Here is a 22513-nt window from a genome sequence, read left to right as displayed (position 1 = left end):
TCCTAACATAAGATCAACACGACCTAGAGGCTGTTGCTTTGGGTTCCGACCGCTGGGAGCTGCGCTTGACCAACACGGGCACCACCATTCCCCTCGAAGAACAAGAACGCATTTTCGAGCAGTTTTATCGCATCCCCCACTCGGATCCCTGGCAGCAGGGGGGAACAGGCTTGGGATTGGCTCTGGCCCAAGCCATTGCCAACCACTTGGGCGGCTCTTTGCAGGTGGAAAGCACTGCCCACCAAACCACGTTTATTCTTCGCTTGCCCGCAGCAGAATCTTGTTGACGATTCGGTTTGGGCCACTTATGGTGAGATTTACCATATGGGGGGCAGGGTGAAGGTAGCGCTGTTGCAACTGAACTACATCGTCGGCGATCTAAGCGGAAATGCCGAGCGCATCCGTTCGGCAGTCGAGGCAGTGGCGGCGGCGGGAGCAGAGTTGGCCATCACCTCGGAGCTGGCGTTGCTGGGATATCCACCCCGCGATTTGTTGCTCTACCCGGCCCTGATCGAGAGAGCGAACCAAGTTTTGCAGCACTTGGCCAGTCGGCTACAGGCCAGCATTCCGGTGGTCGTGGGATCCGTGCAGCCCAATCCTCTGCCTGAGGGTCGGCCCCTTTACAATGCTGCTGCCTGGCTGGAGGGGGGCCAGATCCGCCATTGGTTCCAGAAGTCGCTCTTGCCCACCTACGATGTATTCGATGAGGATCGCTATTTTGAGCCGGGATCCCAGCCCCAACCCATCGAGTACCGTGGCCGCCGCCTGGGCTTTACCATTTGTGAAGACATTTGGAACGACCGCGACTTTTGGCAGCACCGTCGCTACCACTGGGATCCGGTGGAAGAGATGGCCCGCTGCGGTGCCGACCTGCTGATTAACCTCTCGGCTTCCCCCTTCAGCCTAGGCAAACAGAAGTTGCGGGTGGAGATGCTGGGATCCCTGGCCCGCAAGCACGCCCTGCCCATTCTCTACATCAATCAGGTGGGGGGCAATGATGATTTGATCTTCGATGGGGCCAGTTGCGCCCTGGATCGCCGGGGTCGGGTTGTGGCCCAAGCGGCTGCCTTTCAGCCGGATCACCTCATCCTGGATGTGGACGAGTTGACGCAGTCTCCCAACCCAGACCAGAGCCCACCGACCGCGGGATCCCGCTGGCCGACCGAGCCGGAAGCTGAGCTGTACGAAGCCTTGGTTTTGGGCACCCGCGATTACGTCAGCAAATGTGGCTTTCGCGAGGTGCTATTGGGCCTGTCGGGAGGGATCGACTCTGCCGTCACTGCTGTGATTGCTGCCGATGCCTTGGGGCCGGAGCGGGTGCTGGGGGTGCTCATGCCCTCTCCCTATTCCAGCCCTGGCAGCCTGACCGACGCCTACCAACTGGCGCAAAACCTGGGGATCCCGACCCTGAAGCTGCCGATTCAGTCCATCATGGAGAGCTACCACCAGCTTTTGGCAGAGCCCTTTGCCGGCCTCCCCCCAGACATCACGGAAGAAAACCTGCAATCTCGCATTCGCGGCACCCTCCTCATGGCCCTTTCCAACAAGTTCGGGCGGCTGCTGCTGACCACAGGCAACAAATCAGAGCTAGCAGTGGGCTACTGCACCATTTACGGGGATATGTCCGGCGGCCTGGCGGTGATTTCCGATGTGCCCAAGACCTGGGTGTACCGCTTGGCCCGCTGGATCAACCGACAGCAGGAGCGGATCCCGCTTGCTACGCTGACCAAGCCCCCCTCGGCAGAATTGCGACCCGGCCAACAAGATAGCGACAGCCTGCCCCCCTACGACCTGCTGGACAAGATCCTGCAGCGGCACATCGAGCAGCATCAATCCGGCCCCGAGTTGGTGGCTCAAGGGTTCGATCCCGACATCGTGCAGCACGTGCTGCGGCTGGTTCAGAATGCCGAGTTCAAGCGACACCAAGCTCCCCCTGGGCTACGCATTACCGATCGCGCCTTCGGCACCGGCTGGCGCATGCCAATCGCCAAGCGTCAAGAAGGGATCATCTAATGGAACTAGTGGGATACCCTCACACCAGCTCCTCCGTCAGAGGGAGAAAGGGAAAGATTCGGCGCTGTCGGAATTGCTTGGAGTAGTTGGTGCCCGCTCAAGCCTTGTTGCCATTCAGAACGGCTACAACTGGTGCAGTCACGCTTCCTGCTCAATACCCTGCTCAATACAATAAAGGGCCTGCAAGCCAGCAGACCCAAGGAAAAGCCAAAAGGCGGTAAGTTGAGGTCTCTTAGATCAGGCCCAGCCAGGAAGCAACGCCTTGGCCCGTCACCGCTTCGATGACAATGGCCAACACAAAGCCAATCATGGCAGCCCGACCGTTGAGGCGCTCGGCATACTCGTTAAAGCCAAACTTGGGCTCCGACAAATTGGGATTAGACATGAGAACCTCCAGGGTAAATGGGAACGACAGGGAGTGGGATCCGTAAAGAACGAAAACGAGAACGGCACTTGACCTTCAGTATAGTTTGCATTTCTTCATGATCGCAAGCAAGGTGGTCACCCGCTGCCGATGGCGGCGATGATCTGCCGCGCCAGGGGAATGGCCGCCTCATAGGCTTTGCCCTGATGCAGGTGCAGCACCAGCGTCCAGTTGGGATCCGGCAGGGGCCAAAAGGCCAGCAACCAGGCTTGAAAATCTTCTGCCCAGAGAATTGGTCGTCCTCGTCGTTGAGGATTGAGGATGGTGCCAGACTTGGCTGCCACTGGGATCCCTTCTGGGGCAATGCCGCGACAGGTGCCCGCTGTTGCCGCCAGGCTCATGCCGGCATGGAGAGCCTCCCAAATCCACTCCGGTAAAGAGAAAGCGGGCAGAGAGACCTCGCCAGAAAGGGGTACACCTCGGCGGGCGATCACGCCCCCATAAACCAACAGCTCCCAGGGATCCACCGGCCCAGCCAGACCGGTCGCCAAGAGCGGAGCCGGAGTTGTATTCTGCACACTCCCTAGGCCGAAGCGCCGCAGCCACTCCACCAGGGTATCGGCCCCCAGCTCCCAGCCCAACTGGTAAAAATGCACGTTGCAAGAGTGGGCCAGGGCCTGGCGCAAGTTCAAAGCCCCATGGCCGCGGGGATCCCAGCAGGGTAGGCGGCCCAACCCCAGTTGCGGCGGCGGATCCCACCAACCCGGGCAGTGGATCAAGCGCTCGCCGGAGCTGATCCCGGTCTGCAGAGCAGCAGCGGCAACGGCACACTTGACGGTTGAGCCAGGGCTGGCCCTGATTCTGGAAGCCTGCTCCGGCTGCCAAACCCTTGTTAAACGACCGGTGTTCAGGTTGAGGACGGCGGCAAAATCGCGCGGATGGGGCAGCCCTGCAGATTTCCCCTGCAAGCCCCAGGTCAAAGCAGAACCCAACAGCCAGGCTCCACAGGTGCGACGGTTCATCTGCTGTTGGCCCCGAAAACCCAGCCAGACAAAAGCGGATCCCTGTTACAAAAATTCGGAAATCGCAGCCTTCTCACGGACTAGGGTAATCTGAGTTCAGGTCAATGGAGATAACCCTCATGGCAATTCAGCGTGGTGCCAAAGTCCGTGTGCTGCGGAAAGAATCCTACTGGTACCGGGATGTGGGAACGGTTGCGGCGGTGGATACCAGCGGCATTCTCTACCCGGTGATCGTCCGCTTTGACAAGATCAACTACTACAACATCAACACCAACAACTTCCGCGAAGATGAACTGGAAGTGTTGGAAGCTCCCAAAGCCAAGGCCAAAGCTGCGGCCAGCTAAGCCAAAGTTCTGATGCCGGGGACTGTGTTCTTGAGCAAGTCGTTCTGTGCCTGAACTGCCGGAAGTTGAAACAGTTCGGCAAGATTTGCAACGCCTCACCTTGGGGCCGCGGATACTTGCGGTGGAGGTGCTCCTGGCCCGCACCATTGCCTACCCTGCAGGGGAGATGTTTGGGCGGAGCTTGATTGGCACCCGTTTTACCCAGTGGCAGCGGCGAGGAAAGTATCTCCTGGGATCCCTGGATTCGAGAGCTGTTCTGGGCGTGCATCTGCGCATGACCGGGCAGTTGCTCTGGGTGCAGGGATCCACCCCTTTATCAGCTCACACTCGTGTTCGTTTGGCCTTCGAGGAAGGGTGGGACTTGCGCTTTGTGGATCAGCGCACCTTTGGCCAGATGTGGCTGGTGCCTGCCGGTGTTGAGCTGGAGGCGGTGATCCCCACCCTGCAGACTTTGGGGCCGGAGCCCTTTTCGCCAGCTTTTTCTGAGGCCTATTTCCAGGCTGCCCTGCAGAAGAGCCGCCGTCTTATTAAAACCGCGCTGCTGGATCAATCGCTGGTAGCCGGGGTGGGCAACATTTACGCCGACGAAGCCCTGTTTCTGAGCGGCATTCACCCTTTGACGCCAGCAGTTCAGCTTTCGGATGTGGCCAAGGCACGCCTGCGAGAAGCTTTGATCGAGGTGTTACGGGCCGGGCTGGAGCAGCGGGGCACCACCTTGCGGGATTACCGGGATCTGCGTGGGCTCAACGGCAACTATCAAGGGCAAGCGTGGGTGTACGGTCGGGAAGGGGATCCCTGTCGCCTCTGTGGCACCCCAATTCAGCGGATGAAGCTGGCAGGTCGGTCGGCTCACTTTTGCCCCCACTGCCAGCCGCAACAGAGCTAGTGGCGCTCCTCAAGATATGGGGGATCCCTGGGGAAATGGGCCAGAGCGGCTACCATCAGCAGTAGGAGGGGATCCCGGTGAAAACCATGGGATGGGCACGGCTCCAACCTGTAAAGCCCTTGATGAGGGGAAGTCGCCTCTGGTCGGGAGCGCTGTTGGCGCTGGGGATCCCGACGGCTGCGGCCTTTGCCCAACTGGAGTTGGATGCCCAACTGGGCCGCTCCCAAATTGTTTTTCCCAGCAAAGATTGCCCCGCCTGCAACCTAACGGGGGCAGAACTGCCGGGAGCTGACCTCAGTGGGGCCAACCTGAAAGAAGCGATCCTCAGACAGGCCAATCTCCAAGCTGCCGACCTCTCCCAAGCAATCCTCAATCTGGCCGATTTGAGAGGGGCCAATCTGAGTGGCTCAGCTCAGGCAGGGGCTTTCTTGTGGGAAGCCGATCTGGCGCAGGCCAACCTGCAGCAGACAGATCTGACGGGTGCCAATCTGCAGGTGGCCAACTTAAGCGGGGCCGACTTGCGTCGAGCCATCCTCACCGGCGCCGACCTCACAGGGGCCAAGTTACACAATGCCGATCTGCGGGGGGCCGACCTGCGAGGCGCTTTTCTGGAGGGGGCGGATCTGACCGGCGCCCTGTACAATGCCCAAACCCGGCTGGATCCCACCTTTGACCCCCAGGCCCGCGGCATGGTCTTGGTGAAGCCATAACCCCCCTCTCCCCAAGGGAGAGGGGCTGGGGGTGAGGGCGCTTTATTTGGGATCCCCCCTTGGGCAGATTAAAACCAGCACCCCCTCGGCTGGGATCCCCTGCCATGACTTCCCCTGTCCGCGTTCTCATTGCCGACGATCATCCCCTCTTCCGGCTGGGGCTGAAGTTTGCCCTGCAAGCCCAAGGATTTGAGGTGGTGGCCGAAGCCGAGACGGGATCCCAGGCCGTCCACCATTGTCGCAGTTGCCCCATCGACGTAGCCATTTTGGATGTGCGCATGCCAGATGGGGATGGGATCGCCGCCTGCCAGCAAATCACCGAGCTGGGCCTGCCGGTGGTGGTGGTGATGATGACCACCTTTCAGGAGCCGGGTCTGATTGAGGCAGCCCGCCGCGCCGGGGCCAAAGGCTACCTTTCCAAAGAGACCGACCCGGCGGAATTGGCCCGCGTCATCCGGCAAATTGTGGCTGCTCCCCAGCAAGACTGGCTGCCCGCCCAACAAGAGCTGCCCAAGCTCACCCCCCGCGAGCTGTGTGTGCTGCAACTGATGAAAGAGGGCTTGGCCAACAAGCAGATTGCCCGCCGCCTGGGCCTGAGCATCGAAACCGTCAAAGAATACGCCAGCACCGCCTACCGCAAGCTGGATGCCAGCGACCGCGTCACCGCCCTCCTCAAGGCGCAACAACTGGGGATTTTGTGAAAGGATATTGAGGATTCTTAAGAATCTTGCAGAGAGGGGGCTGGCAGCTCCCCCCAGCGGTGGGGATGTCCGAAACTCCGGATCCCTTGCATACTGTTGCTATCTTGGCATCTGCCCAAGTGCCCCTTCTCACCTGCGTTATCTGAGATACGGCCATGTCTGCTCCTTCCCCGCTGCTGCTCAAACTTGTCTTGCGCCTGCTCAGCTCCTTGAAGGTAGAGGTGAAGCGGCGCCAGATGCGAGAGCGCGGTTTCGTCCTGCCGGTCGCTATCTTGATCGTGCTGGTCTTGAGCTTGGTGACGGTAGGGCTGCTGACCCGCTCTACCCAGCGCACCATCCAAACCCAGGTGGAGCGGGCGGAGCTGACCATTAGCCGGCAACTGAATGCTGCCATCGACCGGGCCAGGGCCAAGATCGACAACCTGATTCGGGATCGCCGCCTGCCCAACAGTGCCCCCACCGATGCCCAATTCACCTCTGCGCTGCTCAACGATGGCGCATTGGTGCCTGGGGAGCCCTCGGATCCCTATACCCTTCCCGATGAGCGGCGCTTTTTGCTGAACTACGGCGCCCTTGTTCCGGATCCCCAGGATCCCAGCCGACGAATCCAGGTGCGGCGGCAAGCCCCAGTCTGGTGGTTCTTGGTGGATACCGACAACAACGGGATCGACGACTCCGTTACCGCCTACACCATCCTGTACAACCGCCGAGCGCCGGTTATGGGGCAAACGAACCTCCAGGACTTTGAGGAAAACATCAGCGATACCGAGCGGGCGCGGCGGCTGCTGATCCGCAGTGGGCCACTGCAGGGTTCGGCCTTGGCGGGGTGTACCGATTCCCCTGTCAACCAAACCGCCAACCCCAACGTGGGGGATTGGTTCCAGGTTGGCTCTGCGTTGTACAAGCCCTTTCAAGTCTATGCCGTCACCTTGCCTATTGCGGGTGCCGACTCCACCACCCGTGCCATTTCGGCTTTGCAATTTCAGCAAGAGCGGCGGCGGGATCTGCTCAACAAGTGGGGAATTTTCAACCGCGGCGACGTGGAGTTTTTCTTTACTCCTGGCTACAACTGGAACGGTGCTATCTACGCAGGCGGTAGCCTTTTCTTCCGGTACACTGCCAACAACTTGTTCCGGGCTTTCACCATCAGCTCGGAGCAGTCTTGCTTCTACATGCCGCCGGAAAACTCCGAGATTACCGCCTTCGGAGAGTTGGTGGCAGGGGCCATTGGCTACGCCGGACAGGAGGCGAGCGATACATTGATCTTTGATGCCCACCCTGGGGTGGCGGATGTGCCGCCAAGTACGCCGCTTCCCCGCCTGAATAACCTCAATTTCGATTCGGTTCAAAACAACGCAGATCCTGAGATGGTAGCTCTGGATCCGCTGGAGCTACAGCTTTTTGGCCGCATTCGCACCCGCGGAATCTACGCCCAGGATCCAGCGGGATGGTCAGTCTCTCCAATTAATGTCAGGCGGAATTCAGCGAGTGGCCCACCAGGACGAGTTCAAGCAGGCGGCTTTCGGTCCGCTGCCGACCAGACCTGCCCGCCCTACGTGGACGATGTGTATCGGGCCGACAACCGCTTTGGCCCCAAGGCCAGCTATGACCGCCCACCGGTCGAACCTGACCCGCAGAGGGGCTGCGACGTGGACACCTTTGCGCAAAGGTATCGTCGTAGGGCCGGTGATCCCATTCCTGCTGATGCCAGGAACAACCAGAATGAGTCTTTGACCGAGGACAACCCACCCCCAGGCGCCCTTTCCGAGGTGGGCTTGGATGGCTACTGGGAGCGGCGGGCCCGTGTGGAGGGCTTGCGGGTAATTGTTGGGCAGCGGCTGGAACTAACCCGCACCGATTCTTTGCCTTTGCCTTTGGTGCCGCCCGGGGATCCCAACGATCCCACCAAGCTGCAGGCCATTTTCATCAGCAACGAGGCGCGGCAACGCCTAACGCTACGGGATAACCCAGCGGCGGTGCAGGCCACGGCCGTTTACCACTACAGCCACCGAGATGGGCGCTTCCCCATTGCTTGCCTGGCCACGGTAGCCCACCCCGGCTCTCCCTGGAGCTTGCAGCGGGCTTCCACTTTCCGGAACGGCCCCCAAAGCATCAACTTCTTTACCGGCGAGGGCACCAACGTTTGGGAATATGATCCCGGGCCGATGCGGGCTCGGCTAGCTCCGGGCACCTCCTTGTGGACAGCGCTCACCAACCTGGCCAATTTTGCCGGCGATCCCGATGGGGCCTATCCACCCAGACAGGAGCCAGGCCGCATTCATCCGGATCCGTTCATCACCGCCTTTGGCAACTTCTCCGAGCTGCGGCGGGTTATTGATATCGTCAACCGAGGCACCTCTGTTGACCAACTGAGCCTGGCCGACCAAACCACCCTGCAAACGGCAGGCTGCATGTTGGGCATGCTGGCCGACAACATCCTGCGCATTCGGGATGCCGCCAATGCTGGGGATCCAGGAGCTCGGATCCTTTGGAACGACATCCAAGCCAGCCGAGATGGGGACCGAGAAGCGGCCAACCGGTTTTATCTGCCGCTGCGCTACATCTTCCCGACCACCAGTTTCAACCAGACGGATACCCTGGAAACGGAGCGGCGCAGCGCTTACTCCTTCCTTCCGAGCACAGTCAGCTATCAGGCTGTAACCAACTTAAACGAGGTTGCTCTGGAGCCCCGTTCTGGAATTGGCAACTGGGCTTTGCCCCATGCCCTAGCCAATTGCACTGCTGCTGGCCCCAATAGCAACCAATTTGATCTCATTCGGATTGGCGACCAGTGCTACCGCGTGCCCTTTAAAGATTCCGTCTTTTACGATGGCCGCGAGGCGATGGCGGTGCGGGCCCTCAACATCGACCTGGCCCTGCTGACCAACAACGTCAACGGACAGGCCAGGGGGTTGATTAACGGGGACACTTGGCTGCCTGCCGGCATTGGCGAGAACCGAGAAGGGGGGATTTTCTACGCCTTCCGGGAAGATGCCGTGCGGGAAGATGCCATTGCCCGCCCACCCTTGGGCACTTTTGATAGCTACCTAACCAGCTGGCGCAACAGAAATGCCAGCAGTGACTATGCCAGCGGTGACTTGGGCAGCGCCGGTATTATGAACGCCGGTCAGCCAGGTCGCGGCACGGCCAATGGCCAAACGGTCTGGGATCCCCCTGTTTCCGATGCCGGACTTAGCCCTAAGCCGGTGGACTACTACGCGGATCCGGATCGGCGGCCCTATGGCTTCCGGCTGCGCAATGGAGCAAGGCTGGCCCGCAGCGGGTTTAACCTCGATGAAGCTGTCTTTGGTCTCTCCTTTGTTTCTGATAACCCCGTCTACATCCAAGGGGACTTCAACCTGCATCAGACGGGGGACGGGCAGCGGCTGGAGGAGTTCAAAACTCTCCTTGAGTTCGACCCGCAAACTGGCCTCTACAGAAACTTCTACGGGCGGCTCCGGAGGGATGAAGACCGGCGCTTTGCCCGGGCGGCGGAGGATCTCTGGCGGCCCAGCGAGGTCTTGGGCGACTCGGTGAACATTCTCTCTGCCGACTTCTGCGATGGCAGCATTGATGATGCCTTTGTCCAGGATGGCACCCTCAATGGCGGCGGCGTTAACTACAACCCCGGGCAGGACTACGACGGTGGGCGGGCCTCAGCCCCTCGGCGGTGGGATTACTACGGCTGTCTCAGGGGTGAGAACGGCAGGGATAACCTGGGATTCAACACCTCCTTCCTCAACCAAGCGCTGGTAATCCGCGGCAACAACTGGCCGGCTCCGGATCCCAACAGAGATGGTGCTGGGGTTCTGCGCTTCGACAACACGAACGGGGCCCAGAACCTGGGCGACAACCTCAACCAGCCGGGTTGGCCGGATGTGTTTGCCCGCGACACCATTCTGGCTCCCTTCAACAACGCCGATTCGGATCCCAATAACGATGACAGAACGGCGGGCGGTGGCGTGCCGGCAGTGCGGCCCTTGCGGGCACCCGATGTGGGCTATGCCAACTTCGGCACCCGCATCTCCGCTTTGGGCAACCCGGTGCTGGATACCTCCCGCTGGGTGCTGGTGGCTCCGCTGGGACCCTGCCCGGATCCCGGCGGCTCTGGGTTGCTGGCCGAGTACTACAACGGCTGGCTGACTAGCCCGAGAGACCAGTACGAACGCAACACAGGGTTTGCCACGAACGGGACTGTGGGCCCTCTGCTCTCAGGGGCTCAAGATCGCAACCTGCCCTACCTGCGGGCAGTGCGCTGGCCGGATCCGATATTCCCCGTCGACTGGGAACCGATGCCGGACACCATCGGCCAGTACAACAACGGCTACACCAGCAGTGCGCCCACGTGTAATCCAAATGGGAGCGGTGGGCAGCGCTGGGCCTGCGTGCGCGATGCTATCAGTAATGCGGATGGCACCGTCAATCCGAGCAGCTTTGCCCGCAGCGGCCCTGGTTTCCCCTCGTGGGGCGGCTTCCAGTACTTTTTCGGCAGCAGCACATCGCTGAACTCCAACTCTCCCTTTAAGCGGCGGCTGTATAATAGCACCCCTGCTTGCAACGCCACGCTGATTGATACTATTTTTCAGCCACCCCTCACCATCCTGCAGCCCCTTTGCCGCCTGTCGGTGCCGATTCTCTCGCCGCCGAATCCTTGGGAGCCTCGGCCACCTTTCAACCCGCCTGATCCCAGGCCTGATCGGCGGGATCGCGGCGACTGGTTCTGGATGCCCAGTTGCGGAGAGCCGGACGGCAACAACGGCCTGCCGGACGCGCCCATCGATGCGGATGATATCGGCTATTCCTATAAGCCTGTCGGCAACCCTCGCATTGGATACAGGCTCCTCCCCAACGGAGAAGGAACTAGCGAGCTCGTATTCAACAACCCCAACCAGTTCAACTTCCTGCGCTCCTGCTGGCGGCGCAGAAGCGGTGGATCCGGCAGCGGCAACAACAACGGCAACGACTTCTTCGTCGTTCGCTGGGTAGGGGAGATCTATCCGCGCTGGCCGGGCCTGCAGAGCTACCGCATCCTCGATGCCGATGATGGCGTGCGGTTGATCATCCGGCGCAACCCCGGCTACACCCCTCCCAACCCCGCGGAGCCAGCCACCTTCATCAACCGCGGAGTTTGGAACGGCACTCCCCTCAACCTAGGGCCGGACGCGGCAGGGGCCGAAGCCTGGCAGGATAGCGGCAGCAACATGGTCACCCTGCGCTTGGAGCTGGAGTGCGCGCCTGCAGAAGGGCCTTCTCCTTACCTCGTGGAGATCCAGACCTATGAAAATAGCGGCAACGCTCGCGTGCGCTTTGCCACTCGCGATGACAGCGATCTAGAAAACTACGACCTGCGCTACCTAAAGCCGCTGCCGCCGGTCAACAAGCCATGCCAGCCGGATCCTCAGAAGGCTCTTGAGTCTAACCAGGCGCATTGCAAGACCTGCGATCCCATCTGGGATCGCCCCTGCCCGACCGATATCTGTCGGCCTGTAACCATTACCCAAACAGCAACGTTGCCTGCTGGCTGCACAGGCGAGCCACCACCACCTCGACGGGTTACCTGCCAACCTCCAGGTGCTAGCTGCGGTGCTTGGTCTGAATGGACTCCTCCTTGCACCTTGGCCAACGGTGGCACCAGAGTCACCCAAACTCGCAGACGCACCTGCACAGCTTGCGGAACCAGCTACGACGAGACGCAATCCCAGACGGTCGACTGCCGGCAGACCTGCAACTACAACTGGGGGCCTTGGACGCCGGCCAGTTGCGATGAGGTCATCAACCAGATCGACTGCGGCACAGTCAAAACGTTTGACCAAAGCAAGACAGGCTACCTCATTGCCGACACTAGCAGCCCAAGCTGCCCAGCCACCAAAACGGAGACGATACCTTCAGGCTTAAGATGTCAACGCAATTGCGGGCCGGCAACTTTTGCCCCAGAAGCTCCCCCCAAGAGCCCTCTGGGCGAGTGGCTAGCCGTTAAGCCCAACACGGTGGAGCTGCGACCTGCTCAGGAAGTGCAGGCGGATCCGGAGCTCGAGACAGTCAGCGTGCACAGTGTGGCCAAGGCTTCTACTGAAGGTGTAACCATCGCCCTGGAGCCGCAGCTCTCGCCAGTGCTAGAGGTGAAAGCAGGGGTGCCCAAGCCGCCCAAGTGGCCCAGCCCTGCTGAGGCTTTGCAAGCGGCCTTTAACTGGATGTTTGGCGAGCCAGCTTATGCCGCCCGCAATGGCCTGAAGGGCAACTTGCCCTCTCAGATTGCAAATCCTAGCAAGGAGCCTGGCATCCGCCCTGCTGAGAGGACCAGCTCCAAGATTTCTGGAAATCCTGGTGTGGGTAGCCCTGACTGGGCACGGCAATTGCGGCGGCAACTGCTCAACAAGGACGGAGAAATTCGCTGTGGCGATGAACAGGTCAATCCCTCAGACGGTGGCTTCTGGGTGCCCGGAGTGTTCCGCCCCAACTTCAACGACCGCTTCCGCTACGAGGCCTACACCGCCGCTAGCCGCCCCAGCACGTTGCGCTTTGAGGACAAAAACGGCAACAGTCATGAGATTCGAGATCGGGATCCGCTGTTTGGGCTGGACTTAGATCCTGGAAGGCAAGGACTAGAAATCCAGCCCCAAATGGTGTTGAACCCCTACGCTTGGGTAAACGAAGGTGACACTCAGAACTACTCCCCAAGCTCCAACTATCTTGGCGGTTACTACATTGACACCAAGGGGAGCGAAGATATCCGCAATGGCCTCTGCTTCTACGTCAAGCCCAACGGCAGCACCATCCAGGTGCAAATTGACTTCAACGGTGGCGCAGGTGGCAGTAATGACGACTTGAAGTGGGTGGATGTGGAGCCCTTCACCCTGGACCTGAACAAGCCCACCACTGGCTTTGCTAGGGACAACCCAGTGCTAGGGGTGATCCTGGATGAAGTAACCCGCCGGCCTATTCCCATTCCCCGCTTCCAAGAGCTGGCCTCAGCGGATGTGAACCAGCGCCGCCGCAACGACACTGGCGAAAACAACCATCAACTGCAGCCAGCTAGGGAAACGCGGGTGAACGCCACTGCCATCAGCGGTACCCTGCCCTCGCGGCTGCATCAAACTGCCGGCGGCATGCATAACTTCCTGCGGCTCAACGAGCTGTGGAGAAATACCAACCTCTTCTTCAGCGGCTCGATGATCCAGCTCAACTACAGCACCTACGCCACCGGCCCCTTCCTGCAGCACAGCTTTGAGCCACCCGATCTGGTAGACGATCCAACCTTTGTGCGGGGCTTCGACTACTACTTCCCGCCCAATCGCCGCTTCGGCTATGACGTGGGCTTGCAAATTGCCCGCCGCCCCGGCCCTGTGTCGTCCCGCTTCCAATTCCCCTCCAATGCCCGCACTGAGTTCTTGCGGGAGTTGGATCCTCAGGATCCGTATGTGCGGCGGCTGCGCTGCGGGCTGCAAGCTCAGCCAGATGTGCCCCTGCAGGCGGCTGCTCGGATTGGAGGCTGCAACGAATTCGACTGATATTGACTTCCCATGCTAGGGGTAGATTCAAGGTAGGCAGATCTGGGCGAGCGCTGGAGGGGATATGAAAAGGTGGCGGCTTTTGCGGCAGCAATTGGAAGCAGAAGGCTTCACGCTCATTGAGGTCTTGGCCTCGGTGGTCATCGTGGCTTTGGCTATGGCCGCTCTTGCTCCTGCTCTCACCCTGATCGCCTACCGGCGGGCCATGACGGAGCGGATAGAAGTGGCCAATCAACTGGCCCGAGCCGAGGTAGATCGCATTCGCACTCTGGTTGACCTGGAGCTGGCCGCTAACCCAGCTGCTTTCCAGAACCCGGCTCAGTTGGCTCGTCTGCCCAGGATTGGAGCAAGCCCCTTGGCCAATACCCCTCCTCCTGCTGATATGGACAACCCCGGCCCCAACTACTCCATTCGTTTGGCTGAAGTTCAGGTGCCGGGGCGAAACCCCGAGGTCTATGTCATCCAAACCTTTCGGGATAGTGGCGGGGAATGCATCGACCGACGCAACAACACCGTCATCTCAGGGGTTCCCTGCTCCTTCTTTTTGGGGGTGAGGGTGTACCACCGCTTTTCTTTTGATCCAAACACTCGGCAAGCTCTTCCTGGCCTGCGCGCTGAGACGGTCTCCGCCAATCAGAACTTGGCCAATGCCGATGTGTGGCTCTTTCCCATGGCCAGCTCGATTGTAGAAGTCAACCTGGCTGCCAATTTGGGGGATGTTTGCCGGGCCGTTTTGGCCGATGTTCAAGCTAGGGGTGGGATCCCGACCAACAACTGCAATGCCTTCCCGCTGCCCAGCCCAAGCCCTACCTCGCTTTGAAGCGACGGGTAAGCTCCTCCTGCAGGCTCACAAAAAGGTGGTGTTTTCCTATGTTCAAGGTTTTTCGCCACAGGGTTTACCAGAGTGCGGGGTTTACCCTCATCGAGCTTTTGGTGTCGCTGGTGGTAGCCTCGATCTTTCTGCTGGCCACCGGCATGATCGTTATCGAAACCATGCGGCTGGATCGGGAAGAGACAGGGCGCACCCAGGTGCAGGCGGAGCTGACCCAAGCCATGGAATACATCCAGCAGGATTTGGCGGAGGCTCTTTACATTTACAACGACACTGAGCAGAACCCACAGCAATCTGATCGACTTGGGGACGGGATCCCGGATGTCATTCAGCGGCTCTACGCGCCGGGCTGGATCCGCCGACCCATTGACGCTATCCCGGTTGTTGCCTTTTGGAAGTTGGAGCCGATCCCGCAGGGATGCTACGCGGGCAACCCCACCTTGCAAGATATTCGAAGAGGCAATGCTACCCTACCAGACCAGCCACCTCCCGAGTTTCCGCGCGATCAGGACGGTAGAAATGCGGATTGGGACACTCTTGTCAGCCGCCGCGGCATCTACACCCTGGTGGTGTACTACCTACGCCGCAACTACAACAACGCCGGCAACCCAACGGGGCGCACTCCCTGGGAAGGCAACGCGCGGATCGACCGTTTTGAGTTGCGACCCTTCAACACTGAGGGTCAAAATAACTGCGCCGGTCGCAGCCCGTTCTTTGTTGAGGATCCCGATCCGTTCCGAGATGGTTTCCTTGCTTGGCCTTCCGAGCAAGCTCGAGCGCGCCAAATCCCCTTTGCCGGCAGGGCAGATGGCCCCCGCCTGACAACTCTGGTCTCCAACATCTTCAGCAGCCGGCAGGGCAGCCCGCAGGTTGCCCCCCCTTGCCCGCAGGGCTATGCCTTTGGAGGGGGCAAGCCCGACATAGTCGCTTTCTCAGGCCTAGAGGTCAATCAAAACGACGTGGGCTTCTATGTCTGCGTGCGGCAAAGCGTCGGCGCTGACCGACCGCAGGATGTGATCATCAACATCACCGCCACGGCCATGGAGCGGGCCAACCCTGGCCTTTTCCGTCGCTACATCCGAAATGCCACCAGCGTCGATATCTCAGAGGTGTCGCGCTACTTGCTGCCAATGCAAACACAGGTTCTTGCCCGCGGTGTTATCAACCGTCCGCTCTCCTAGGGGGAATGTCCACCATGTTGGCCTTGGAGAAAAAAGCAATTGGCCGAGCTCAGCCTTTTCGATCCCGGGGCTTTACGCTGACAGAAGTCCTAGCGGTGGTGGTCATCATCGGCATCTTGGCTGTGCTGGCCGTTCCCTCTGGGATCAACATCTGGGCGCGGATCCAGCTTGAGGATGCGCAGAACAGGGTGGAGCGAGCCTTGCGCACTGCCCGCACTAACGCCAGAGCCTCTCTCCAGGGCCGCGCTTGGGTGGTCGGGATCGATAACTCAGATCCCAATGTCCCCACGCTGGTGATCCAGGACGAGGAGGGCCTTTGCGATGAGCCCACCCCTTGCCAGTGGGTGCGCCTGAATAATTTTGTTACTGTCAGCAACACCTTCAACGGCGGAAGGGCCGTTTTCGACTCGGAGGGGCGGGCGCGTCAGTTGGGGCGCTTTGTCGTCAGCAGCACCTACTCCCAAGGCGAGAACCGCTGCGTGGTGGTGAGCACGTTGATCGGCACCCTGCGCAAGGACAACAACCCCGAGTGTGGCAACGTGGCCAACGAGCCGGAGGAGGTCTAGTTGGGGTAGGATAGGCAGGCTGCCGATCCCGGTCCATTGCCCTCACCCCCAGCCCCTCTCCCTTTGGGAGAGGGGGGTTGTCTAGGTTCACAGGTTATGGTCTCCTCAACTCTTGAAGCTCCGGAAAAAGTCTTCCCCTGGCACGCTCGGCAGCCGGCTCTGTTGGTGCTGGCCGATGGCACCGCCTTCCCCGGCTGGTCGTTTGGGGCGCCAGGCACGGCGGTGGGCGAGGTGGTGTTCAACACGGGCATGACCGGCTACCAGGAGGTGATTACCGATCCAAGCTATCGGGGGCAGTTGATCACGTTCACCTGCCCGGAGTTGGGGAACACCGGGATCAACGAGCTGGATCAGGAGTCGGCCCGGCCCCAGGCCGCCGGGATCATCGCCCGCAACGTGTCGCGCCTGGCCAGCTCCTGGCGGGCCACAGGAACCCTGCCTGAATATCTAAAAGGGCACGGGATCCCGGGCATTGCTGGGGTAGATACGCGGGCTTTGGCGCGGCGGCTGCGCTCCCAGGGGGTGATGAACGGGGCCCTTTCCACGGAGACTTTGGATCCCCAGGTTTTGTTGGAGCGGGTGCGCCTAGCTCCTTCCATGCAGGGGTTGAGCTTGGTGGCAGAGGTTACCACTCCTCAACCCTACGAGTGGCTGGAGCCTACGCCTGCCGATTGGGACTATGGCCGCAGCCAAGGGATCCCGATTCCGGAGCCGCCCCTGCGGGTGGTGGCCCTGGATTTTGGCATCAAACGCAACATCTTGCGCCGCCTCACCCGCTACGGCTGTCGCGTCATGGTGTTGCCGGCCAATGCCAGCCCGGAGCAGATTTTGAGTTACAACCCCGATGGGATCTTCCTCTCCAATGGGCCAGGGGATCCCGCCGCTGAGACGACTGCCATCCGCACCACGCAAGCGCTGCTGCAAACCGGGAAGCCCCTATTTGGGATTTGCCTGGGCCATCAGATCCTCAGCTTGGCCCTGGGGGGATCCACCTACAAGCTCAAGTTTGGCCATCGGGGCCTCAACCATCCCTGTGGGCTGGACAAGCAAGTGGAGATCACCAGCCAAAACCACGGATTTGCGGTGGATGCCGACTCGATCCCTGCCGATGGGGTGGTAATCACCTACCTCAACTTGAATGACCGTACCGTGGCCGGGATCCGCCACCGTCACCTGCCCCTGTTTTCTGTGCAGTATCACCCGGAGGCCAGCCCCGGCCCCCACGACGCCGATCACCTCTTCCGCGAGTTCGTGGAGCTGATGCTGCAGCACCGCTCCCGTTAGCCTCACCCCCGGCTTTTTTCCCTCAGGGCCAGGGCGGCGCGGGCTTCTTCTCGGTCGTCGAAGTGAATCTTCTCGGTGCCCAGGATCTGGTAGTCCTCATGGCCTTTGCCGGCAATGACCACCGTATCCCCTGGCTGGGCTGCGAGGATGGCCAGGCGAATGGCCTGCCGCCGATCCACCTCCACCGCCCTGGGGGATCCAGGGATCCCGGCCAAAATATCCCGTAGGATCTGCTGGGGATCTTCGGTGCGGGGGTTGTCGGAGGTAACGATCACCTGATCGGCCCAGGTGGCGGCAATGCGGCCCATCTGCGGTCGTTTGCCCCGATCCCGATCCCCGCCACAGCCAAAGACGCAGATAAGTTGCCCTTGCACCTGGGATCGCAGGGCCTTGAGCAGGTTTTCCAGGCCGTCGGGGGTGTGGGCGTAGTCCACAACTACCGCGATATCCTGCCCCGGCAGGGTCACCCGCTCCATCCGCCCCGGTACGCCCGGAAAGTGGGGCAGGGCCGACTGGATGATCTCGACAGGGATCCCCAAGTGCAGGGCTACCCCCACCGCCGCCAGCAGGTTGGCCAGGTTAAAGGATCCCACCAGGGGGGCTGCCACGGCAAAGGCGCCAGAGGGGGTGTGGAGCGTCGCCTGTAAGCCGTTGGGGTGCAATTGAACGTTGCTGGGCCAGAGGCCGGGGATCCCTTCCAGAGGCTGCAGCGAGTAGGCCCAGGGCTGCAGATCGGGCCGAATGGCTTGCAAGAGCCGCCGTCCCCCAGCATCGTCGGCGTTGATCACCGCCCGCCCTTGGAGATACTCCTGTCGGAAGAGGGTGGCTTTGGCCTGCCAGTAGTTCTCCAGCGTCTGGTGAAAGTCCAGGTGATCCTGGGTAAGGTTGGTCCAGACGGCAGCGGCAAAGGAACACCCCCACACTCGATCTTGAGCCAATGCGTGAGAGCTCACTTCCATCACGGCCACCTCTGCCCCGACTTGGTGGGCCTGCCGCAGGCTGCGCTGCAGCTCTAGGGGAAAAAGGGTGGTGTGGGGAGCAACTTCGCTGTGGCCCGGCCAGCGGTTGTACAGAGTGCCCAGCAAAGCCGCGGAGCGGCCGGCAGCCTGCACCAAATGTTCAATGAGATGGGTGGTGGTGGTTTTGCCATTGGTGCCCGTTACCCCCACCAAGGTCAGTTGACGGGCGGGAAAACCATAGAAAGCCGCCGCCACCTGGGCCACGGCCCTGTTCAGGCTGGCGCGAGGCAAAACCAGGACGGGCTGACTTCCCCATCCAGCCTCTCCGCTGACGCTCTCCCACGCCTCTTGGGAAATGAGGGCCGCCACTGCCCCTGCCGCCAGGGCTTGGGCCACGAAGCTACCTCCATCCACGCGGGATCCCGGCATCCCCAAGAAGAGATCCCCCGGCTGTACCTGGCGAGAGTCGGCACAGAGGCCCCAGACCTGCACCCCCTCCAGGGATCCCTGGGCCAATCGGGGCTGGATCCCGGCTTGGCTGAGCAATTCCCACAGAGGGCGCTCCGCACCCCTAGCGCGAACAATCCCAACAGTCTCCATTCCACCACTCCTCCCTGCTTTGCAGCTTACGGTAGCCGCTCAACCCCCTTTCCGACCAGAGCGCCAGCGAGATCCCCTCTTTACCTTGGGAGAGGAGCCAGGGGTGAAGAAATCAGGCCAGTATCTCCTCCAGCTTTTGCTTGGCCCACAGAGAAGCGTAGAGGCCCTTCTCGTCCGCCAGCAATTCGGCATGGGATCCCTTCTGCACGAGGCGGCCCTGGTCCATCACCCAAATCTGATCGGCCTCCACCGCAGCCGTGAGGCGATGGGTGATGAAGATCACCGTTTTCTGGGCCGTGGTCTGGCGCAGATGGCGAAGAATGGCCTGAGCCGTCTGATTGTCCACGCTGGAGAGAGAGTCATCCAGGATCAAGATGGGAGCATCCACCAGCAAAGCCCGGGCCAAGGCCACCCGCTGTCGCTGGCCACCGGAGAGGGTAATGCCCCGCTCTCCCACCAGAGTGTCGTAGCCCTTGGGAAAGTTGAGGATCTCGGCGTGGATGTGGGCGGCTTTGGCCACCCATTCCACCTCCCAATCTTCGGCATCCGGCTTGCCGTAGCGAATGTTATCCCGGACCGTGGCGCTGAACAGGAAGCTCTCCTGGGGCACATAGGCAATGGCCCGCCGCAGGGATCCCAGTTGAATCTGGGTGATATCCTGCCCATCCAAAAACAGTTGCCCCGGCTGGATCTCCAGCAGCCGAGGCAGGGCATTGGCCAGGGTGGACTTGCCCGCCCCAATGGGCCCTACCACCGCCACCATCTGGCCCGGTTCTATGCAAAAGTGCAAATCCTCTAGAGCCGGAGCTGCCGCAGGGCCGGCGAAGGCAAACGCGAGACCTCTGGCCTCGAGGCGACCCTGCACCTTTTCCAGCGGCAGCGGCAGAGCCGCGGGGGCGTCACAGATGGTGGGCTGCACCCTCAGCAGGGCGTCGATCCGCTCCAAGCTGACCTGCCCCCGCTGGTAGGCCGTGATGGTGAAGCCCAGCAGGGCGGTGGGAAATACCAACCGTTCCACGTAGAGGGTGAGGGCCGAAAAATCCCCGATGGTCAGCGTCCCTGCTGCAATTTGCGGCCCCCCCACCGCCAGCAGTAGCAACAAGCTTAGGCTGACCAGCGCCACCAAAGAAGGGAAAAGCAAGTTGCGAGTGAGGGCCAAGCGCAAATTGGCCTGCAGCAGCCGCTGGTTCTGGCGGCGAAACTCCCGCTGCTCGTGCTGTTCCTGGCTGTACACCTTGATCAGGGCAATGCCGTTCAGGTCCTCTTGAATGAGATCGCTCAGATCCGCCAACTCCTGCTGCACCTGGAGCTGCTCCTGCTGCAGGCGGTTGCTGCTCAACTTCACCAGCACCAACATCACCGGAAACACCGACAGCGCCAAGGTGCTCAGACGGGGCTCGATGCCAAACATGGCGGGCAAGGTGGTGGCATAGGCAAAGATCGTGTTGGCCAAATTGAGTAGGGCGAACCCCAACAGGCGGCGGATGTTTTCCACATCGCTGGTGATGCAGGTGAGAATGTCCCCGATGGTCTGCTGGGCAAAGTAGGAAGGCTGCAGGGTGAGCAAATGCTCGAAGATGGCTTGCTTGAGGTGAAACTCCACCTGCCGTCCCACCCCAAACATCCACACCCGCGAGGCAATGCGAATGCCCATCATCAGGCTGGAGACGACCAGCACCGTTAGGGCGTAAAGGGCAATGCGCCGGGCCGACAAAGTGGCCAGGTTCTGGCTCAGGTCATCGATGACCAGCTTGACGTACCAGGGCAGGAACACCCCCAGGCCATTGACCAGGAGCAGGGATCCAATGCCCAACCCCACCTGTCGTCGATAGGGGCGCAGATAATGGGCCAACTGTCGGAGATGGGATCCCGATCCGGTCACTCACTTGCTCCCTGCATCCTCTCCCACTCTAGCGCTCAGCCGGATCCCCCCGGTAGGGATCAGACCAGAACCTGAGCCGGGGCTTGCTGGGCCAGTTGCGCCGTTTCCCGCCGCGCCCAGGCATCCGCCTGCAAAATATCCTCCAGGCTGGGATCGGCGATAACTTGATGCCGCTCACAAACCCGCTCCAAGAGACGGGGAATATCCAAAAAACGGATGCGCTCCTGCAAGAACAGGGCCACCGCCGCTTCGTTGGCCGCATTCAACACTGCCGGCAGCGTTCCCCCCCTCCGTCCAGCGGCATAGGCCAACTCCATGCAGGGGTACTTGCGGTGATCCGGAGCCTTAAAGGTGAGGGATCCCAGCTTGACCAAATCGAGGGGATCCCAGGGGGTGGCCAGGCGTTCCGGCCAACTGAGGCCGTAGAGGATGGGCAGGTGCATGTCCGGCCAGCCCAACTGGGCCAGAACCGAGGTATCGGCCAGCTCGATCAGGGAGTGGACAATGCTCTGCGGGTGGATGAGGATGTCGATGTGGTCGTAGTCCAGGCCGAAGAGCCAGTGGGCCTCGATCACCTCCAGGCCCTTGTTCATTAGGGTAGCCGAGTCGATGGTGATTTTGCGCCCCATCACCCAATTGGGATGCTTGAGGGCATCGGCCAGGGTGACCTGATCCAATTTTTCGGCAGGCCAATCCCGAAAGGCGCCACCCGAGGCAGTCAACAGGATTCTTCGCAGGGATCCCGCGGGCACCCCCTGTAAACACTGGAAAATGGCCGAATGCTCAGAGTCGACGGGGATCAGGTTCACCCCGTACTGCCGCACCAAGGGCAGCACCACCGGCCCCCCTGCCACCAGGGTTTCTTTGTTGGCCAGGGCAATGTCTTTGCCGGCACGGATGGCCGCCAGGGTTGGCAACAAACCGGCGCAGCCGACGATCCCCGTCACCACCCGCTGGGCCGCCGGGTGAGCCGCCACCTGACACAGCCCCTCCGTTCCGGCCACCAACTCCGGCAGCGGTCGGATCCCCGTCAGCAGCGACCGCAGCTCCGGCAGCAGCTCCTCCCGGCCAATGGCAACCATCTGGGGCCGAAACCGCCGCACCTGCTCGGCCAAGAGGGCGACGTTGCTGTAGCTGGTCAGGCCAACAACCTGAAAACGCTCTGGATACTGGGCCACCAAGTCCAGAGTTTGGGTGCCAATCGAGCCGGTGGAGCCGAGCAAGGTGATGGCTTGCATAAAGGATCCCTTTACCCCTGAAAGAGCGTGACGTCCTCCCAACGCAGACTTCCCCTCGCGCAACTTGCCCAAGGACTCCGTCCCGCTATTGCGAACGGCCCCACCTCGCGTTCGGGGATCCCTGCCTCACGCCCCTTCATCTTATTCTTATCTGGTTCTGATCTGGAATCTGTGTGCTCCCTCCGATCCCCGACAGCGGGATCCTATGCGGCTGTGGGGTCCGCGATGCCCCCCTTCCCCAGATTTTGGTTTCAAACCTTTCCCGACTGAGAACGCAGCCACTGGCTGAGCAGCGCCTCGATCAGCTCCGAAAGATCTTGATCCGATTCCAACAGGATGCGCTTCACGGCTCGGTGAGTCTCTTTGGGGATTTGACATACTCCCCTGCCTAAAGACAGGGGATTCTGGTTCCTGGTTCTGCGA

Annotated in this window: 16 protein-coding genes; 11 read left to right on the top strand and 5 right to left on the bottom strand. The window is 60.9% G+C overall.

The window, feature by feature from the left end; all coding sequences use genetic code 11:
* Positions 1–38 precede the first annotated feature (38 nt).
* Both NW818_RS03730 and NW818_RS03725 read left to right on the top strand, forming a co-directional pair.
* Entirely contained in the window at positions 39–287 is a 249-nt protein-coding gene (locus NW818_RS03730) for an ATP-binding protein (protein WP_414423866.1), read from the top strand.
* A gap of 37 nt (positions 288–324) precedes the next feature.
* Positions 325–2013, top strand: a complete 1689-nt coding sequence (locus NW818_RS03725) for an NAD+ synthase (RefSeq protein WP_414423865.1) — start codon at positions 325–327, stop codon at positions 2011–2013.
* Positions 2014–2245: 232 nt separating this feature from the next.
* Here the strand turns inward: NW818_RS03725 and NW818_RS03720 are convergent, their stop codons facing one another.
* Both NW818_RS03720 and NW818_RS03715 read right to left on the bottom strand, forming a co-directional pair.
* On the bottom strand, positions 2246–2398 hold the full coding sequence (locus NW818_RS03720; protein WP_011429120.1) for a chlorophyll a/b-binding protein: 153 nt from the start codon (positions 2396–2398) through the stop codon (positions 2246–2248).
* 116 nt (positions 2399–2514) lie between these two features.
* Complete coding sequence (locus tag NW818_RS03715) at positions 2515–3399, bottom strand: penicillin-binding transpeptidase domain-containing protein (RefSeq protein ID WP_414423864.1); 885 nt, start codon at positions 3397–3399, stop codon at positions 2515–2517.
* A 119-nt stretch (positions 3400–3518) separates the two neighbouring features.
* On the opposite strand from NW818_RS03715, the gene NW818_RS03710 reads away from it, so the two are divergent.
* The 9 genes from NW818_RS03710 (at position 3519) to carA (ending at position 17411) form a co-directional block, all read left to right on the top strand.
* Positions 3519–3743 (top strand): photosystem I reaction center subunit IV, encoded by a 225-nt coding sequence (locus tag NW818_RS03710; RefSeq protein ID WP_011432873.1) that lies wholly within the window; start codon positions 3519–3521, stop codon positions 3741–3743.
* A gap of 46 nt (positions 3744–3789) precedes the next feature.
* Positions 3790–4629, top strand: a complete 840-nt coding sequence (locus NW818_RS03705) for a DNA-formamidopyrimidine glycosylase (protein ID WP_414389126.1) — start codon at positions 3790–3792, stop codon at positions 4627–4629.
* 86 nt (positions 4630–4715) lie between these two features.
* Positions 4716–5339, top strand: a complete 624-nt coding sequence (locus NW818_RS03700) for a pentapeptide repeat-containing protein (RefSeq protein ID WP_414329198.1) — start codon at positions 4716–4718, stop codon at positions 5337–5339.
* Positions 5340–5443: 104 nt separating this feature from the next.
* Complete coding sequence (locus tag NW818_RS03695; protein ID WP_414423863.1) at positions 5444–6040, top strand: response regulator; 597 nt, start codon at positions 5444–5446, stop codon at positions 6038–6040.
* A gap of 155 nt (positions 6041–6195) precedes the next feature.
* Positions 6196–13548, top strand: a complete 7353-nt coding sequence (gene hpsA / locus NW818_RS03690) for a hormogonium polysaccharide biosynthesis protein HpsA (RefSeq protein WP_414423862.1) — start codon at positions 6196–6198, stop codon at positions 13546–13548.
* A 64-nt stretch (positions 13549–13612) separates the two neighbouring features.
* Positions 13613–14368 carry a prepilin-type N-terminal cleavage/methylation domain-containing protein gene (locus NW818_RS03685; RefSeq protein WP_414423861.1) on the top strand — a complete coding sequence of 252 codons (756 nt, stop codon included), beginning with the start codon at positions 13613–13615 and terminating at the stop codon, positions 14366–14368.
* A gap of 50 nt (positions 14369–14418) precedes the next feature.
* Positions 14419–15561, top strand: coding sequence for a PilW family protein (locus tag NW818_RS03680; RefSeq protein WP_414423860.1), 1143 nt, complete (start codon positions 14419–14421; stop codon positions 15559–15561).
* A 5-nt stretch (positions 15562–15566) separates the two neighbouring features.
* Positions 15567–16127 (top strand): GspH/FimT family pseudopilin, encoded by a 561-nt coding sequence (locus NW818_RS03675; protein WP_414423859.1) that lies wholly within the window; start codon positions 15567–15569, stop codon positions 16125–16127.
* A 96-nt stretch (positions 16128–16223) separates the two neighbouring features.
* Positions 16224–17411 (top strand): glutamine-hydrolyzing carbamoyl-phosphate synthase small subunit, encoded by a 1188-nt coding sequence (gene carA, locus NW818_RS03670; RefSeq protein WP_414423858.1) that lies wholly within the window; start codon positions 16224–16226, stop codon positions 17409–17411.
* Positions 17412–17413: 2 nt separating this feature from the next.
* Here the strand turns inward: carA and NW818_RS03665 are convergent, their stop codons facing one another.
* The 3 genes from NW818_RS03665 to NW818_RS03655 all read right to left on the bottom strand — a co-directional run bounded on the left by NW818_RS03665 (position 17414) and on the right by NW818_RS03655 (position 22090).
* A complete protein-coding gene (locus NW818_RS03665; protein ID WP_414423857.1) occupies positions 17414–18970 on the bottom strand; it encodes a UDP-N-acetylmuramoyl-L-alanyl-D-glutamate--2,6-diaminopimelate ligase in 1557 nt (518 codons plus the stop codon).
* Between the two features lie 112 nt (positions 18971–19082).
* Positions 19083–20852 (bottom strand): ABC transporter ATP-binding protein, encoded by a 1770-nt coding sequence (locus tag NW818_RS03660; protein WP_414423856.1) that lies wholly within the window; start codon positions 20850–20852, stop codon positions 19083–19085.
* 59 nt (positions 20853–20911) lie between these two features.
* A complete protein-coding gene (locus NW818_RS03655) occupies positions 20912–22090 on the bottom strand; it encodes a 1-deoxy-D-xylulose-5-phosphate reductoisomerase (protein ID WP_414329119.1) in 1179 nt (392 codons plus the stop codon).
* Between the last annotated feature and the right edge of the window lie 423 nt (positions 22091–22513).

It is taken from the genome of Synechococcus sp. R6-5 (assembly GCF_047461775.1).
GTDB lineage: Bacteria > Cyanobacteriota > Cyanobacteriia > Thermostichales > Thermostichaceae > Thermostichus.
Note: the sequence above shows the minus strand (reverse complement) of the source record. Positions and strands in the feature narration are given on the sequence as shown.